Origin of the sequence: Burkholderia sp. WP9 (assembly GCF_900104795.1) — a bacterium.
In the GTDB taxonomy this organism is placed as follows: Bacteria; Pseudomonadota; Gammaproteobacteria; order Burkholderiales; family Burkholderiaceae; genus Paraburkholderia.
On the sequence record NZ_FNTG01000005.1, the window covers coordinates 82,495 to 98,328 of the forward strand.

Sequence of the window (15,834 nt, forward strand, 5' to 3'; positions counted from 1 at the left end):
ATGTAGGTTTTCCAAAGATCAATCTATCGGCGAGTGTCATGAAAACAATCGGAGTGCCCACAATTTTGAACAACACGCGTAGACTTCGTGCATCGAGCGCCATGGAGTCGATCAGATGAGCCACTTTGTTGATCGCCTGAAATACTTCTCCACGTCGAAGCCGACGTTCTCCGAGGGGCATGGGATGACAACCCATGAAGACCGTGGGTGGGAGGACGCTTATCGGCAACGGTGGCAGCATGACAAGATCGCGCGCTCGACCCACGGCGTCAACTGCACAGGTTCGTGTTCGTGGAAGATTTATGTCAAAAGCGGCATCGTCACCTGGGAAACCCAGCAGACCGATTACCCGCGCACCCGCCCGGATATGCCGAATCACGAACCCCGTGGCTGTGCGCGCGGCGCGTCCTATTCGTGGTATCTCTACAGCGCCAATCGCCTTAAATATCCGCTGATTCGCAGTGCGCTGCTCAGGCGGTGGCGCGAAAAACGCCTGACGCTCGCGCCGGTGGAGGCGTGGAGCGCGATCGTGAATGACCAGGAAGCCCGCGCCTCATATACGCGTCGCCGCGGACTGGGTGGCTTCGTTCGTTCAAGCTGGGATGAAGTGAACGAAATGATTGCGGCCGCAAACATCCATACGATCAAACGACATGGCCCCGACCGGATTATCGGGTTTTCACCCATACCCGCCATGTCGATGGTGTCCTATGCGGCTGGCAGCCGCTACCTGTCGCTGATCGGCGGCGTCAATCTGAGCTTCTACGACTGGTACTGCGACCTGCCGCCCGCGTCGCCACAGACGTGGGGTGAACAGACTGACGTTCCCGAGTCGGCCGACTGGTACAACTCCAGCTTCATTATGTTGTGGGGGTCCAACGTACCGCAAACGCGCACCCCCGACGCTCACTTCATGACCGAAGTACGTTATCGCGGCACCAAGGTCGTATCGATCTTCCCCGATTATGCCGAGGGCGCGAAGTTCGGCGACATCTGGTTGCATCCCAAGCAGGGTACGGATGCGGCGCTCGGTCTCGCGATGGGTCACGTCGTGCTCAAAGAATTTCACGTCGCCGGCAGGAGCGAATATTTTTCGGATTACTGCCGACGTTATACCGACATGCCGCTGCTCGTGCGTATCGTCAAACAGGGCGAGCACTATGTGCCCGAAAGACTCCTGAGAGCAGACGAGCTCGATGATGCATCCGGCCAGGAGAACAACACCGCCTGGAAAACCGTCGCGTTCGATGAATTGAGCGGCAAGCCCGTCACGCCGGTCGGTTCGATCGGCTTTCGCTGGGGCCAGAAGGAAGGTGGCGACGCCGGCAAATGGAATCTGAAAGAAGAGGATGTCCACGGCAATCCGATCCGGCCGCTCATGTCGTTCGTGGAGCAGCACGACGAGACGATCGACGTCGCCTTCCCCTATTTCGGCAACGTCGAACATACGCACTTCACGCATACCGGCCATGCGAGCGTATTGCCGCGCCGCATCGGCGTGCGCAAGATCGCCACCCGCGCCGGTGAGATTCTGGTCGCCACGGTCTACGACCTGTTCATCGCCAACTATGGCGTGGACCAGGGGCTCGGCGGCCCGAACGTCGCGAGCAGTTTCGACGACGACGTACCGTACACGCCCGCGTGGCAGGAGAAAATTACCGGCGTCAAACGGAACGACGTTATCGCGGTCGCGCGCGAATTCGCCGACAACGCCCAGAAGACCGAAGGCAGGTCGATGGTGATCGTCGGTGCCGGCTTGAACCACTGGTTCAACATGGACATGAGCTATCGCTCGATCATCAATCTGCTCGTCATGTGCGGCTGCGTCGGCAAATCAGGTGGCGGCTGGTCCCACTACGTCGGCCAGGAAAAGCTCCGGCCGCAAACCGGCTGGCTGCCGCTGGCATTCGCGACCGATTGGTACAGGCCGGCGCGCGTCATGAACGGCACGTCGTTTTTCTATGCGCATACCGATCAATGGCGCTATGAAACGATGAAAGTCACAGAACTGCTATCGCCGCTCACCAATGGCAGCGGGTTCACCGACAGCCCGATCGACTACAACGTCCGTGCCGAACGGATGGGCTGGCTGCCGTCCGCGCCGCAGTTCAAAACCAATCCGCTCGAAATCGGCCGGGCATCGGCCGGCACCGACGCCGCCGCTTATGTCGCGAAGGGGCTCAAGGATGGTTCGATTGAGATGTCGTGCAGCGATCCCGACGCAGCAGAAAATTTTCCGAGAAACCTGTTTGTCTGGCGCTCGAACCTGCTCGGCTCTTCCGGCAAGGGACATGAGTACTTCCTCAAACATCTGCTCGGTGCCGAACACGGCGTGCAGGGAAAAGAGCTGGGTACCAGCGCCGGCATCCTGCCCAAAGAAGTGAAGTGGCGCGAGAAGGCGCCCGAGGGAAAGCTCGATCTCGTCGTCACGCTCGACTTCAGAATGTCCACCACGTGCCTCTATTCGGACATCGTGCTGCCGACCGCCACCTGGTACGAGAAGGACGATATGAACACGTCCGACATGCACCCGTTCATTCACCCGCTTTCGGCGGCTGTCGACCCGGCGTGGCAATCCAGAAGCGATTGGGAAATCTATAAAGGCATCGCGCGAAAGTTCTCTGAACTGGCCGAAGGCCATCTTGGCGTGGAACGCGACGTCGTGATGTCGCCGCTCCAGCATGACAGTGCCGGCGAAATCGCGCAGGCCGACGGCATTGCCGACTGGGGTCACGACGAGTGCGATCCGATTCCGGGCAAAACGATGGGAAGCATTGCGGTCGTCGAGCGGGACTATCCGAATACCTGGCGCAAGTTCACCTCGCTCGGACCGCTGCTCGATTCGCTCGGCAATGGCGGCAAAGGCATTACGTGGCAAACCGGCGACGAAATCGAACAGCTTCGAGAATTGAATTACCCGGTCACCGACGCGGGCGTTTCGCACGGGCGACCGCAGATTCTTTCGGCGATCAATGCGGCCGAAGTGATTCTGTCGCTGGCCCCCGAAACCAATGGTGCCGTCGCGGTTAAAGCATGGCAAGCGTTGTCGGCGCTCACGGGTACCGATCACACGCATCTCTCGCGTGCTCGCGAGGATGAAAAAATCCGGTTCCGGGATATTCAGGCGCAGCCGCGCAAAATCATCTCCTCACCGACATGGAGTGGCATCGAATCCGAACATGTGTCCTATAGCGCCAGCTACACGAACGTGCATGAGCTGATTCCCTGGCGCACCCTGTCCGGACGCCAACAGATGTATCAGGACCACGCGTGGATGCGCGACTTTGGCGAGTCACTTTGCGTCTACAAGCCGCCGATCGACACGCGCAGCACCACCGGCATGGCCGGTAGCCGCTCAAACGGAAACGCGGAGATCGCACTGAATTTCCTGACCCCTCATCAGAAGTGGGGCATTCACAGCACCTACACCGACAACCTGTTGATGCTGACGCTGTCGCGCGGCGGGCCGATCGTCTGGATCTCCGAGATCGATGCCAGGAAGATTGGCGTGGTCGATAACGACTGGATCGAGGCATTCAATCTGAACGGTGCGCTAACCGCGCGCGCCGTGGTGAGCCAGCGCATTCCGGTAGGCGCCGTGATGATGTATCACGCGCAGGAAAAGATCATCAATACACCGGGCTCAGAAGTCTCCGGGGTTCGCGGCATTCACAATTCGGTCACCCGCATCATGCCGAAACCGACCCACATGATCGGTGGCTATGCGCAGCTCTCGTACGGTTTCAACTACTACGGCACGGTCGGCTCCAATCGCGACGAATTTGTGATCGTCCGCAAAATGAAAACGATCGACTGGAAGGATGAGTCGACGCCCGCGTCAGTGCTGTCGGCGGCCGACGCCGCGCGTCATCAGCACACACTTGCCCATGGCGCGCCGACCCTTGCGATGGCCGATGATGAGACTGGAGAGAAGCCATGAAAATCCGCGCGCAGATCGGTATGGTGATGAATCTGGACAAATGCATCGGTTGCCACACGTGTTCAGTCACCTGCAAGAACGTCTGGACCTCGCGCGAGGGCATGGAGTACGCGTGGTTCAACAATGTCGAAACGAAACCCGGCGTCGGCTATCCGAAGGACTGGGAAAACCAGGATCGCTGGAACGGTGGCTGGAAGCGCAAGACGAATGGCAAGATCGAGCTTCGTGCGGGTAGCAAGTGGCGGGTGCTCGCCAATATCTTCGGCAACCCGGACCTGCCGGAGATCGACGACTACTACGAGCCGTTCACGTTTGATTATGCGCATCTGCACGATGCGCCCGACGTCAAGGTCGGGCCGGTCGCCCGACCGCGTTCGCTGATCACCGGCGAGCGTCTGGAGAAAATCCAGTGGGGCCCGAACTGGGAAGAAATTCTCGGTGGGGAATTCGAAAAGCGTAAGCAGGACTACAACTTCGATCAGGTGCAGACCGACATCTATGGGGAGTTCGAGAACACCTTCATGATGTACCTGCCGCGACTCTGCGAGCACTGCCTGAATCCGGCATGCGTCGCGTCCTGTCCCTCTGGTGCGATCTACAAACGAGAGGAAGACGGCATCGTTCTGATCGACCAGGACAAGTGCCGCGGCTGGCGGATGTGCGTGTCCGGGTGTCCTTACAAGAAGATCTATTACAACTGGCAAAGCGGCAAGTCGGAGAAATGCATTTTCTGCTATCCGCGTATCGAGGCGGGCCAGCCAACCGTGTGCTCGGAAACCTGCGTCGGCCGGATCCGCTATCTCGGCGTTCTGCTGTACGACGCCGACCGGATCGAGGAAGCCGCATCGGTCAAGGACCCCCAGGATCTGTACGAAGCGCAACTGTCGATCTTCCTGGATCCGAACGACCCAGCAGTGCGTGAACAGGCGGCTCGCGACGGCGTGCCGGAAAACTGGCTCGAAGCGGCGCGCCATTCACCCGTGTACAAGATGGCGATGGAGTGGAAGATTGCTTTTCCGCTTCACCCCGAATACCGCACCTTGCCGATGGTCTGGTACGTCCCGCCGCTGTCGCCGATCAACTCGGCCACCAACGACGGCCGGCTTGGCATGAAGGGCTTGCTGCCAGATGTCGATTCGCTGCGCATCCCGCTGCGCTATCTGGCCAATCTGCTCACAGCCGGACGCGAAGCGCCGGTTCGGCTTGCCCTTAAGCGAATGCTGGCGATGCGAGCGTTCATGCGCGAGCGTCATGTCGAACATCGCGAGAGCCCGGAATTGCTGAACGAGGTCGATCTGACCAGCGCGCAGGTCGACGAGATGTACCGGTATCTGGCGATTGCCAACTATGAAGATCGATTCGTGATCCCGACCGCTCACCGCGAATATGCCGAAGATGCCTTCGACCTGCGCGCATCGTGCGGTTTCTCGTTCGGCAATGGATGTTCCGACGGCACCACGGAAACCAGCCTGTTCGGCGGACGCAAGGGTATCAACAAGACACGCAAGACAATCCCCATTCGCGCGGCGGGTGAATAAATGGAAGACAACCGTCTGATTTTCAGCATGTTGGGCGCACTACTGGACTATCCCGATCAAAGACTGCTCGTAGCGCTCGACGAGATCCGCACCGCGCTGGCCGGGCACGCCCGCCTGCCGTCGGACACCCGCGCAGCCTTGATCGACCTCGTGGACCGGCTGTCGGCGCGGCCGCTGCTGGATCTTCAGGAAGACTACGTCGAAATCTTCGACCGCGGCCGGGCCACTTCGCTCTATCTGTTTGAACATGTTCACGGCGAGTCACGCGAGCGTGGGCAGGCTATGGTGGATCTACTCGCCATGTACGAAGCGAAGGGCCTGTTTCTCGGCGCCGGCGAATTACCCGACTACCTGCCGGTTTTCCTCGAGTTTCTGTCTCACGAAACGCCTGTGCAAGCGTACGCGCTGCTTGGCGAAATTGCCGATATCACCCGGCAGATTGCGACCAGACTGGCCGAGCGCGGAACACCGTATTTCGCGGCCGTTGCGGCATTGTTGCCACTCGCCGGCGAAGCACCGTTGGCGAACGCGACCGTGCTCGACGCTGCCACGACGCGCGAGGTCGATGCCGAAGCACTCGATCGCGAGTGGCAGGAGGAGCGCGTGAGCTTCCTGGGTGCACAAGCGCCTTTATCCACGGCGCCCCAACCAATCCAGTTTTACGACAAAAGACCGTCACGTTAACCAGAAACGGCAGACTTCCATGCTCACATTCCGTACATTAGAGAACAGGATCCTGGCTGGAGAAACCTCATGAGTCAGCACTTCGTCAACGCACTGCTGTTTGGCATCTATCCGTACGTGTGTCTCGCGATCTGGTTGCTCGGCAGCCTGATCCGTTTCGATCGCGAGCAGTACACCTGGAAGAGCGATTCGTCGCAACTGCTCAGACGCCGTCAACTGCGCCTTGGAAGCAATCTGTTCCACGTCGGCGTATTGATCGTGATCGGCGGCCACTTCGCAGGATTCCTTGCGCCTCACTGGATGGTGTCGCCATTCCTGAACGCATCCCAGCATCAATGGCTTGCGGTGATGGCGGGCGGCATCGCGGGTATCGTCGCGATCGTCGGACTGTCGATCCTGCTGTACCGACGCCTGTCCGATCCGCGCATTCGCATCAATAGCGCCCATGCGGACATCCTGGTGCTGGCAATTCTGTGGCTGCAGCTCGCGCTCGGGCTGGCCACCATACCACTGTCATTGGCTCATATGGACGGCGCGATGTTCGAAATCCTGAGCGACTACGTGAAAGGCGTCGTCACGTTTCAACCAGGTGCTGCCGATCTCATCATCCAGGCACCGCTCGTCTACAAAGTCCATATCGCGCTCGGCTTCACGATTTTCCTCATTTCCCCGTTCACCCGCCTCGTCCATATCTGGAGTGGCATGGCCACGCTGGGTTTCCTGGTTCGGCCTCACCAGATCGTCCGTAAGCGCTAACTCGAGGAATTTTCCATGTCGGCAAACCGCGATATTTCGCCCGCGCCCGCCACCCTTGACGTACTTAGCGTCAACGATGCCGTGATCGAAGCCGCCGCCATTGCAGCGGAATCCGCGTTGCACGCGGACGAGCCCGATCCCGACCACGCTGCGCGACGGGCGCTGGTCGTGCGTGAACTGCTGGCCCAGCGCGCCGTTGCAATAGGTCTGTTGGCGAACGGAGCCGATCTCGACGATGAGACCATTGACCGTCTGCTGGAACTGGAATGCACGACGCCAGTCCCGTCCGCCGAAGAATGCCAGCGCTACTACGCAGCGAACATGCAGAAATTCCGCAGTCCGGACCTGGTCTTTGCGCGCCACATCCTCTTTGCGTTGACCGAAAAGGCTGCGATGACGCGGGTCCGTGCCCGCGCCGAAGAAGCGCACCGCGAGCTCGCGCAGCATCACGACCGGTTCTATGCGCTCGCCCGGACGTTATCCAATTGTCCGTCCGGGCAGGTCGGCGGGAATCTGGGGCAGTTGACCCGTGGCGAGAGCGTGCCGGAATTCGAGGCGGCAATTTTTGGCAGCCAGCATATCGGCCTCTTACCGGGGCTCGTCAATACGCGTTATGGCTTCCATATTGTCTGGGTAGAGCGTCGCATCGCGGGTGAATCCCTTCCGTTTGAAGCAGTGCAGGCGACCATCGAACGCTATCTCTCTGAACATGTCCGGCACAAGTCGATTCAGCAATATTTGAACCTGCTGGCATCCAGCGCCGAACTGCGCGGCATCGCTCTGGACGTGCGCCCGGGCCTGTTGATGCAATAGTGATTTGGCGTGCCGATTGCAGCGTATCGGAATCTGCATTCGGCACGTGCCCACACCCCCACATTGATCGATGACGTCCGCTCGTAACCGTCAGCCTTGTTGCCCTGCTCTGGAGCTGCTGTGAGTCCAAAAAGAAGTCCCATACTGGTTCTAAGTGTCACGACTTTGGCATTTCTGGTCTGCTTCGTGGTCTGGATGATGTTTGGCGTGCTGGGCATCGGGCTGCGAGCCGAGCTCGGACTGAACAGCACGGAGTTCGGCATGCTGACGGCCACGCCGGTTCTGAGCGGCGCACTACTGCGCGTCCCGCTGGGCATCTGGACTGACCGTTTTGGTGGTCGCGTGGTGATGACGCTATTGCTGGTCCTCTGCGCCATCCCGGTATTCCTGATCGCATACGCGACGGTGTTCTGGCAGTTCCTCGCGATCGGCTTGTGTCTCGGTGCGGTCGGCGCATCGTTCGCAGTTGGGACGCCGTATGTCGCGCGGTTCTTCCCGCCCGAAAAGCGCGGCTTTGCGATGGGGTTCTTTGGTGCCGGTACGGTCGGTGCCGCTGTGAATCTGTTCATCACGCCTTCGTTGCAGGCAGCATGGGGCTGGCGCGCCGTCCCGAAGATCTATGCGCTCGCGCTCCTCGTCACTGCATTGATCTTCTGGCTGGGCTCCGCGACCGACCCGGGCGCGGGTAAAGCGTCGGGGCCATGGTATAGGCAGTTCCAGGTTCTGAAGAACCCCAAGATCTGGAAGTATTGCCAGTACTACTCGATCTGCTTCGGTGGTTTCACCGCATTATCGCTGTGGATCCCGCAATATCTGAAGGGCGAGTTTGGCTTTTCGGTCGTCACCGCCGCGGCGTTAGCCGCCGGCTTTTCGCTGCCGGGATCGGTATTGCGCGCGCTGGGCGGCACCCTGTCCGACCGCTTCGGTGCGCATAAGGTGACTTGGTGGGGATTGTGGGTCGCGTGGATATGTCTATTCCTGTTGTCGTACCCAGACACCTCTTTCGTGGTGAGCACGATCGACGGCCCGCGCAGCTTTCACATCCATCTGGGTGTCCCGGTTTTCATCGGGCTTCTGTTCATTCTTGGCGTGGTGTTCGCGTTCGGGATGGCGTCGACGTTCAAGTACGTCGCCGACGACTTTCCGGAACAAATGGGTGTCGTCACCGGCATCGTTGGACTGGCAGGCGGACTGGGTGGCTTCCTGTTACCGATCCTCTTCGGCGTGATTCTTGATTGGCTTGGCGTTCGCTCGAGTTGCTTCATGTTTTTATATGGGATCGTCTGGGTGTCGCTGATTCTGCTGTATCAATCCAGCGTGCGACAGGTCCGTATCGACGGAACGGTTCCACAGTGACTGAATGAACGGCCGACGTACTGCGTCCTACCGACACGACATCCACATGGATGACTGATGATGAGTATTTCGAGTTTTGATGAGCTGATTCGCGTCGCGCGGCAACAACCCGAACCTCAGCGGTTATTGTTCGTATTTACCACGGTTGAGTTGCCCGATGACTGCACGCCCGAACAGCGGGCCCGCTTCCAGGCGGGTCAGGGTGGCGCGTTGACGCCTCTGATGTGCGTGGACAAAACGCCCGAAGAGATCGGCACGTTTAGCGATCTCCTCGAAGAGTCGCGACAGGTTCTCCAGGAATGGGCAATCGTCTTCGTCGCAGCGCTCTCGGGTAAAAACGGGTGTGTGCCGCGGACTGAAGATGCCGAGGCGCCGTTGAACACAATGGTGGAATCGATCAAGGCCGGGTCAATCGGCATGTTTATTCCATTCGATGCGCACGGTCAACCCGTGTTATTTGGTCCGTCCTGAACAGATCTCTCATTGAATGTGAGGGTCTCGCTAATGACGCGTTTCATATTAAGCGGGGCAGGCGCAGCAAAACGATTGGTTCAGCTGCGCGGTTGCAGAATCGCGGGACACCCCGCAGCTGACCGGGATCAAGCCGTGCCCCTGGAAGTTACGACACAGCCGGCATTCGATGCCGGATGCAGGCAAGGATTGAGCATGAACGGGAAGCTGACCAACGATTGGGATCCGAGGTCCGGGGACGTCACTCGAGATCAGGCTGCGGCATATGATGACATGCGGCACCGCTGTCCCGCTGCGCATAGTGACTACCTGAACTTGTCCCTGTTCCGCCATGACGATGTCGTGCGCGTGCTCAACGAGCCTGAAACGTTCAGTAATGCAGTCTCGAGCTATCTCTCCGTGCCCAATGGCATGGATCCTCCCGAGCATACCCAGTACAGAAGCATTATCGAGCCTTATTTCAGCCCGCAGCGGATGGCGGTCTTTGAACCTGTGTGCCGGGAGATTGCCGCCAGTCTGGTAAATGGACTTTCGAGCGGCGACGAAGTCGAATTTAACGCCCGGTTCGCACAGGACTTTGCGATGAACATCCAGTGCGCTTTTCTGGGTTGGTCTGGGGAATTACGCGCGCCACTTCTTCACTGGATTCGCAAAAACCGCGAAGCCACGCTGACGGGTGACAGAATCGCTCTCGACCGGGTGGCCGTCGAATTTGACACCTACATCAAGGGCTTGCTGATGCAACGACGGGAATCGGGCACGGACGCACCAGACGACATCACGAGCAGCCTGATACGCGAGGAGATCGGGGACCGGCTGCTACACGACGACGAAATTGTCAGCATCCTGCGCAATTGGACTGTCGGCGAGCTCGGGACGATTGCGGCGTGCGTGGGCATTCTCGCTCACTACCTCGCCGAGCATCCTGATGTCCAGCAACGTTTGCGAAAGCAGCCATCGCTATTGCCAAAGGCCATCGACGAAATACTTCGGATCCGCGCGCCGCTCATCGCCACTCGCCGCATCAGTACCAAACCGGCGGAGATCGGCGGTCGCGATGTGCCCGGCGGCCAGCGTATCACACTCATGTGGGCATCCGCGAACCGGGACGAGGCGGTTTTTGGAGACCCTGATGAATTCCGGCTCGACCGCGATCCGGCCAGCAACCTGCTATACGGTTCCGGCATTCATGAGTGTCCGGGTGCGCCGCTCGCCCGGCTTGAACTGCGTGTTGGCATGGAAGAACTGCTCGCACGAACTACCTGGATTGCGCTCCTCCCGGGGAGTCTCCCCATGAACGCTGTGTATCCAGCGGCTGGCTTTTCTGCGTTGCCATTGCGCATCGAGTGAATACCTTATTGCTTGACCAGGTCTCCGCTCAAAGTTCCACCGCACTTGAAGCGCCCAGGAGTGACATCATGGAAGAAACGTCCGCGCTCGCTGAATGGATAATCGAACAGACGGCTGATGCCGTAATCTATGCCGACCGTTCCGGTGCCATCGCGCGCTGGAACCATGCTGCAGCAGCGCTGTTCGGCTACAGTGCCGCTTAGGGCAAAGCTGAATAAGTCCACCGTTCATGACGGTCACGCGTTATAGCGTGAGCATGCAACGGCGAAAGCGAAAAATGATGAATCAACTGACACTGGCGATGGCTGTCGATCAATGCGCGGGGTTCGGGGCGCAGCGCAAACCAACGCGACGTGAAGCGTTTCTTGATGAGATGAACAGGATCGTGCCTTGGGCGCAACTGTGCGCAGTGGTCGAGCCGTTCTATCCGAAACGTGGCAATGGCCGCCCGCCGATCGTGCTGGAGCGCATGCTGCGGATTCACTTTGTGCAGCACTGGTTCAACCTTGCGGACCTTGCGTGCGAAGAGGCGCTGTACGACAGTCTCAGCCTGCGCCGTTTCGTTGGGATCGACCTTGGCAGCGAAACGGTTCCGGACGCGACCACGCTGCTCAAATTCCGGCATCTGCTGGAAGAGCACAAGCTGGGCGAGCGGATCTTCGCGGAAGTGGGTCAGGTGCTGCAGGCGCGGGGAGCAAAGCTCAAGAGCGGCACGATTGTCGATGCCACACTGATCGGTGCACCCTCGTCGACGAAGAACAAGGACAAGGCGCGTGACCCCGAAATGCATCAGACACGCAAAGGCAAGCAGTGGCATTTCGGCATGAAGCTCCATATCGGCGTGGACAGTCAGAGCGGGCTTGCTCATAGCGCAGTCGTAACGGCGGCGAACGTGCATGACAAGTATCCGCTGCCACAGTTGCTGCACGGTGAGGAGCAACGCGTGTACGGCGACAGCGCATACGCGAGTCAGAAAGCGCTGATCCATGGCAAGGCACCGAAGGCGCGCGACTTCACCAACAAGCGCACGCGCCGCAAGGGCATCGTCGACGAGGTGGCGCGCCGCAAGAATCGCAACAAGTCGAAGATCCGTGCCCGGGTCGAGCATGTGTTCGCGGTCGTGAAGCGGTTGTGGGGCTTCACGAAGGTTCGCTATCGCGGTCTGGCGAAGAACGCCAATCGCGCCTTCGTTGCACTCGCGCTGGCCAATCTGTACATGTGGCGAGGTCGCGCGACGGCACAGGTGCGCCCGTAAAGGGCCAAAGACGGGCAAATAGCCCGCGCAGAGCCCCTCGAGGGGCGTAACGTGACACGGAATGCCCGCTTTTACGGCCGTCATTCGCGATCTCGAAAGATTACACATGCCTTGGTCGCAACCTGTCGTGTTTACGCGGCTTGATCAGCGCAGCCTTAGGCACTAGGCCAGAACCTCGATCTGATCATCCCGGAACATCTGCGAGCCGCACACTGGTGCGGCTTCGAAGCGGCGATGACAAGTGGTCGTACAAGACTGCATGGCCGCGCGACGTTGACCCGTGCGACCAGCAAGACAGGCCAGAAGCTTTACGTCGAAATGACGTTCGCGATGGTGAAGAATCAAGAAGTGAGGTGCTTGGCTCGGTTGCAATAGCCCGGGACGTCACCGCTCGTGTCGAGCAGGAAAAATTTGTCGCGCGCCACGGTGGGGAAATATAGTGCGGCATGACTTCATCGGCGCCAGTCGGTTCGAATGAGGTACCTCTATCAAGCGGCAACTGATGGTGTGTGAGCATCGTCGAGAAATTACGACAATTGCGGATGGGGCGGCCGCAGTCACATACCACGTTACCGCGGATGTCCTTCTGACAGGTTCAGATGCGTTCGAGTTCGCTGCGGTCGACAATGTGTATCTGCTTGCCATTCACCTCGATGAATCCGGCCTTCTGGAACTTTGAGAGAGCGCGGCTGACCGTCTCAAGTTGCAGGCCCAGGTAGTTGCCCATTTCCTCGCGCGTCATACGTAAGCGGTGAATTTAGCACGCCGAATCGAGAATCATTTGCAAGTGACGGCCGAGCGTAGCCGCACCTCGGCGGTTAAAATCAACCGGCGATGTCTGCATCGGGGTGATGGGAGCGCGCGCAGTCATGATGACCGGCGCGCGTTCGGTGCGTCAGCCGGTCTGTGCCTTGGCCTGTTGTTGCCGCGCATAATTGAACGGCAGCAGGTCGGTCACGTCGGCATCCGGCGCACGCTGCGGCAGCTCCGTGAGTACATGCAGCAGATAGTCGTACGGCTCGACGCCGCAGGCCCGGCATGTGAGGACCAGGCTGTAGATCGTGGCGCTGGCCTTTGCGCCATCAACTGTGTCGCTGAACAGCCACGATTTTCTTGAAGTAGCAAACGGCCTGATATCGCGCTCGATCACGTTGTTATCGATTGCGGCGCAACCGTCAGTGACGTAGCGGCTGAGATATTCCCATTGGTTGCGCGTGTAGGCAATCGCCTTGCCGAGCAGGCTCTGGGGCGCCACCTTCGGCGCCAGTTCATCGAGCCATGCCTTGAAGGACTCAAGCAGCGGCACACTGTGCTTTTGCCGCAGGTCGTACGTGTAGTCGGCTCGCGTCAGGCCAGTAGGCAGATCGCCTTTGGCCAGCGCCTCGACACGGTACAGGGCCTGGAAGTACTCAAGCGCCTTCGCCACGCGAGCGTTCGGCATCTTCTGCTTGCCGGAGTCCGTCTTTTTCGCGGCGGCCTTGTCCGCCTTGACGAACAGCCTGCGGGCGTGAGCCATGCAGCCGAAGTGCTTTGCCTTTTTCAAGGTGCGCCAGGCGCTGTAGCCGTCGCTCATCAGCATGCCGCTGTAGTCGCCGAGGAACTTCTTCGGATGCTCCTGGCCACGCCCCGGCTGGTACTCGAACAGCACCACGGGCTCGGCGCAGTCCTGGGCGCTGCGGTAGCACCACATGTAACTCTTGCTCTGCGCGGATCTGCCGGGTTCCTTGAGTACCTGAACCGTCGTTTCATCGCCGTGGATCAGCGGCTGCAACAGCAACGTTTTATGCAGCGCATCATACAGGCGGCTGTAGTGCAGTTCGCTGGGGCGAATGATCCAGTGGGCGAGCGTGCCGCGACTCACCGGGATCTGCCAGCGCGCGAGTGCCTCCTGCATCCGGTACAGCGGCATGCCGTCGACGTACTTCGCGCTCGCGACCGTCGCGATCACCGATGCGTCCGCATGGCTGCCCGGGATCGGCTGAACCGGCATCGGCGCAAGCACGACCGGGGTATGTTCGGCGTGCCGCTCGCAGTGCCGGCACGCCCACTTGGAACGCACGTTCTTGCGGACTGTCCACTTGACCTCGACGTGCAACTGTTCGCTGACGTCCTCGCCGATGCGATGCAGCTGATTGCCGCAACAGGGGCAGCCGCGCTGGTCCTCCGGCAGGTCGTATTCGACTGGTTCACGCGTCAGGTACGCCGGCAATGGCTTGCGTCCGGCCTTGCGTCGTTCAGGCTGGCTGGCCGGTGGCAATCCGGTGTCGGGCAGCTCAGGCTGGACACCGTCATCGTCTTCGTCGCCCGGTTCGGTCCGTGCAATCTGCTCGGCTTCGTCGAACACGCGATCTTTGCGTTTTTCGCTTTTCGGTGCGAAACGCTCGGCCTGCAGCAGGCGGAGCTGCTCCTCGAGTTGCTCGACGCGCTGGTTCAGTTCGCCGATATGTTTCGCGTCGCCGGCTACACGTGCCTGGAGAGCGTGGATATAGCCCTGGACCGCCCTGGGTACGCGTTTGAGGTCGGGTGCATTCTTCATGCACTCCAGGATAGCGAAACGCAGTGCGCCGTGGGTTTACGTCAATTCGTAAATGGCGCGCCTGCCGTTGTTTACGTGCAACGCATCGGGCTAGCTGACGTGCTGGTAATGGCGCACGGGATGACGACGAAGCGCGTCGATGTCGATGCCGTCGATGTCGATGCCGTCGAGCAACCAGTGAAGCTGCTGCGTTGTCAGTTCGATCACCTCCTGATTCCGCCGGGGCCACACGAAACGGTCTTCCTCGAGCCGACGCAGCAGCAGCCAGAAACCGGTGCGCTCGTACAGCAGAAGCTTGATGCGATCGCATTTGCGGTTGTGGAATGCATAGACGGCACGGGCGAGCGGGTCCAACTGCATCGATTCCTCAACCAGGGCGGCAAGGGTGTTGATGCCGCAACGGAAATCGATCGGCTCGCGGTACAGGTAGACGTGCAGGTCATCGGCGAAGCGCAGCATCAGCGACTCCTCAATGCGTCGATCATCGCCCTGAGCAGTGCCGTGTCCTGTTGCGCACATTCAAGTTCAAGACTTACCCCGTTGGGCAATTGCGCCACCAGCCGTGAAGGCAACGGCGGGCGTTGTGAGGCCCGCATCGGCTCGCGCCGTGCCGCAACTGGCTCAGCGTCGGGCAGCGCCGGCCTGGATGGCAAGTGCATCGCCTCAGCACCAACCACTTCCAGAACAGGAACGAATGCCGGTGCCATGGCTGGCGCCGACTGCCGTGCACGTCGGGGACGTGTCTTTTGGCGCGCCAGGCTAATCCATTTGCGAAGCTGGTTGGCGTTCACTCCAGCCTTCAGCGCCAGCCCGGCCACGGAGGCCCCAGGCTTTTGGCACGCCTCGATCAGCTTGCGCTTGCCCTCACGGTCGTACCGGTTCTTGCCGTCGGCCGATTTGCCGATCACCCGCAGGGGCAGGAAGTCAAAGTCAGTTTGTAGGTCAGTCATAAGTTGCGTCCGCAATGTGTAAGCTGCGGACGCAATCTTGTTCCCTCTCACCCGCATGTTCCAGATGAGCCGAAATTACCGCTTACGCTTTGCGCATGCGGTATGTGGTGACCGGCCTCGCGCCGGCACGGATAGAAGTTGGCCCGGGGCATACCCCGGGATACCAGACACTCCGACCTTGAACG

14 protein-coding genes are annotated in these 15,834 nt (G+C 59.8%); 10 read left to right on the forward strand and 4 right to left on the reverse strand.

The window, feature by feature from the left end; translation table 11 throughout:
• Positions 1 to 115: 115 nt before the first annotated feature.
• From BLW71_RS39905 to BLW71_RS39950, 10 genes are all read left to right on the forward strand, one after another.
• Positions 116 to 3,940 (forward strand): nitrate reductase subunit alpha, encoded by a 3,825-nt coding sequence (locus tag BLW71_RS39905; RefSeq protein ID WP_091810273.1) that lies wholly within the window; start codon positions 116 to 118, stop codon positions 3,938 to 3,940.
• Entirely contained in the window at positions 3,937 to 5,478 is a 1,542-nt protein-coding gene (narH, locus tag BLW71_RS39910) for a nitrate reductase subunit beta (RefSeq protein ID WP_091810275.1), read from the forward strand. The genes BLW71_RS39905 and narH overlap by 4 nt, the downstream gene beginning before the upstream one ends.
• Complete coding sequence (gene narJ / locus BLW71_RS39915) at positions 5,479 to 6,162, forward strand: nitrate reductase molybdenum cofactor assembly chaperone (protein ID WP_091810278.1); 684 nt, start codon at positions 5,479 to 5,481, stop codon at positions 6,160 to 6,162. It begins immediately after the preceding gene.
• A 69-nt stretch (positions 6,163 to 6,231) separates the two neighbouring features.
• Positions 6,232 to 6,918, forward strand: coding sequence for a respiratory nitrate reductase subunit gamma (narI, locus tag BLW71_RS39920; protein ID WP_035479270.1), 687 nt, complete (start codon positions 6,232 to 6,234; stop codon positions 6,916 to 6,918).
• A gap of 15 nt (positions 6,919 to 6,933) precedes the next feature.
• Positions 6,934 to 7,731 carry a peptidylprolyl isomerase gene (locus BLW71_RS39925; RefSeq protein ID WP_091810280.1) on the forward strand — a complete coding sequence of 266 codons (798 nt, stop codon included), beginning with the start codon at positions 6,934 to 6,936 and terminating at the stop codon, positions 7,729 to 7,731.
• Between the two features lie 96 nt (positions 7,732 to 7,827).
• Complete coding sequence (locus BLW71_RS39930) at positions 7,828 to 9,087, forward strand: MFS transporter (protein ID WP_502686878.1); 1,260 nt, start codon at positions 7,828 to 7,830, stop codon at positions 9,085 to 9,087.
• A 60-nt stretch (positions 9,088 to 9,147) separates the two neighbouring features.
• Positions 9,148 to 9,558: a ribonucleotide reductase subunit alpha gene (locus tag BLW71_RS39935; protein ID WP_091810472.1), complete on the forward strand. Its 411-nt coding sequence runs from the start codon at positions 9,148 to 9,150 to the stop codon at positions 9,556 to 9,558.
• A 195-nt stretch (positions 9,559 to 9,753) separates the two neighbouring features.
• Positions 9,754 to 10,908, forward strand: coding sequence for a cytochrome P450 (locus tag BLW71_RS39940; protein ID WP_091810282.1), 1,155 nt, complete (start codon positions 9,754 to 9,756; stop codon positions 10,906 to 10,908).
• A gap of 68 nt (positions 10,909 to 10,976) precedes the next feature.
• Positions 10,977 to 11,111, forward strand: a complete 135-nt coding sequence (locus tag BLW71_RS39945; RefSeq protein WP_091810284.1) for a PAS domain S-box protein — start codon at positions 10,977 to 10,979, stop codon at positions 11,109 to 11,111.
• A gap of 77 nt (positions 11,112 to 11,188) precedes the next feature.
• Entirely contained in the window at positions 11,189 to 12,163 is a 975-nt protein-coding gene (locus BLW71_RS39950; protein WP_091800817.1) for an IS5 family transposase, read from the forward strand.
• A gap of 595 nt (positions 12,164 to 12,758) precedes the next feature.
• On the opposite strand, the gene BLW71_RS39960 is transcribed toward BLW71_RS39950, so the two are convergent.
• The 4 genes from BLW71_RS39960 to tnpA all read right to left on the reverse strand — a co-directional run bounded on the left by BLW71_RS39960 (position 12,759) and on the right by tnpA (position 15,649).
• The gene (locus tag BLW71_RS39960) at positions 12,759 to 12,905 is read right to left on the reverse strand and encodes a helix-turn-helix domain-containing protein (RefSeq protein ID WP_091810286.1); all 147 of its coding nucleotides are present in this window, start codon (positions 12,903 to 12,905) and stop codon (positions 12,759 to 12,761) included.
• A 153-nt stretch (positions 12,906 to 13,058) separates the two neighbouring features.
• On the reverse strand, positions 13,059 to 14,699 hold the full coding sequence (tnpC, locus tag BLW71_RS39965) for an IS66 family transposase (RefSeq protein WP_091793202.1): 1,641 nt from the start codon (positions 14,697 to 14,699) through the stop codon (positions 13,059 to 13,061).
• A gap of 90 nt (positions 14,700 to 14,789) precedes the next feature.
• Positions 14,790 to 15,158: an IS66 family insertion sequence element accessory protein TnpB gene (gene tnpB, locus BLW71_RS39970; RefSeq protein WP_177204968.1), complete on the reverse strand. Its 369-nt coding sequence runs from the start codon at positions 15,156 to 15,158 to the stop codon at positions 14,790 to 14,792.
• Positions 15,158 to 15,649, reverse strand: a complete 492-nt coding sequence (gene tnpA / locus BLW71_RS39975) for an IS66-like element accessory protein TnpA (protein ID WP_091800339.1) — start codon at positions 15,647 to 15,649, stop codon at positions 15,158 to 15,160. Before tnpA ends, tnpB begins: the two co-directional genes overlap by 1 nt.
• Positions 15,650 to 15,834: the final 185 nt, after the last annotated feature.

Bases quoted from the DNA above. Each gene is read 5' to 3' on its own strand.
- BLW71_RS39960 (WP_091810286.1), bottom strand. From the start codon at position 12,905: ATGACGCGCGAGGAAATGGGCAACTACCTGGGCCTGCAACTTGAGACG.
- BLW71_RS39940 (WP_091810282.1), top strand. From the start codon at position 9,754: ATGAACGGGAAGCTGACCAACGATTGGGATCCGAGGTCCGGGGACGTC.
- BLW71_RS39925 (WP_091810280.1), top strand. From the start codon at position 6,934: ATGTCGGCAAACCGCGATATTTCGCCCGCGCCCGCCACCCTTGACGTA.
- tnpB (WP_177204968.1), bottom strand. From the start codon at position 15,158: ATGCTGCGCTTCGCCGATGACCTGCACGTCTACCTGTACCGCGAGCCG.
- narH (WP_091810275.1), top strand. From the start codon at position 3,937: ATGAAAATCCGCGCGCAGATCGGTATGGTGATGAATCTGGACAAATGC.
- tnpC (WP_091793202.1), bottom strand. From the start codon at position 14,699: ATGAAGAATGCACCCGACCTCAAACGCGTACCCAGGGCGGTCCAGGGC.
- BLW71_RS39945 (WP_091810284.1), top strand. From the start codon at position 10,977: ATGGAAGAAACGTCCGCGCTCGCTGAATGGATAATCGAACAGACGGCT.
- BLW71_RS39905 (WP_091810273.1), top strand. From the start codon at position 116: ATGAGCCACTTTGTTGATCGCCTGAAATACTTCTCCACGTCGAAGCCG.
- narI (WP_035479270.1), top strand. From the start codon at position 6,232: ATGAGTCAGCACTTCGTCAACGCACTGCTGTTTGGCATCTATCCGTAC.
- BLW71_RS39935 (WP_091810472.1), top strand. From the start codon at position 9,148: ATGAGTATTTCGAGTTTTGATGAGCTGATTCGCGTCGCGCGGCAACAA.
- tnpA (WP_091800339.1), bottom strand. From the start codon at position 15,649: ATGACTGACCTACAAACTGACTTTGACTTCCTGCCCCTGCGGGTGATC.
- BLW71_RS39950 (WP_091800817.1), top strand. From the start codon at position 11,189: ATGAATCAACTGACACTGGCGATGGCTGTCGATCAATGCGCGGGGTTC.
- narJ (WP_091810278.1), top strand. From the start codon at position 5,479: ATGGAAGACAACCGTCTGATTTTCAGCATGTTGGGCGCACTACTGGAC.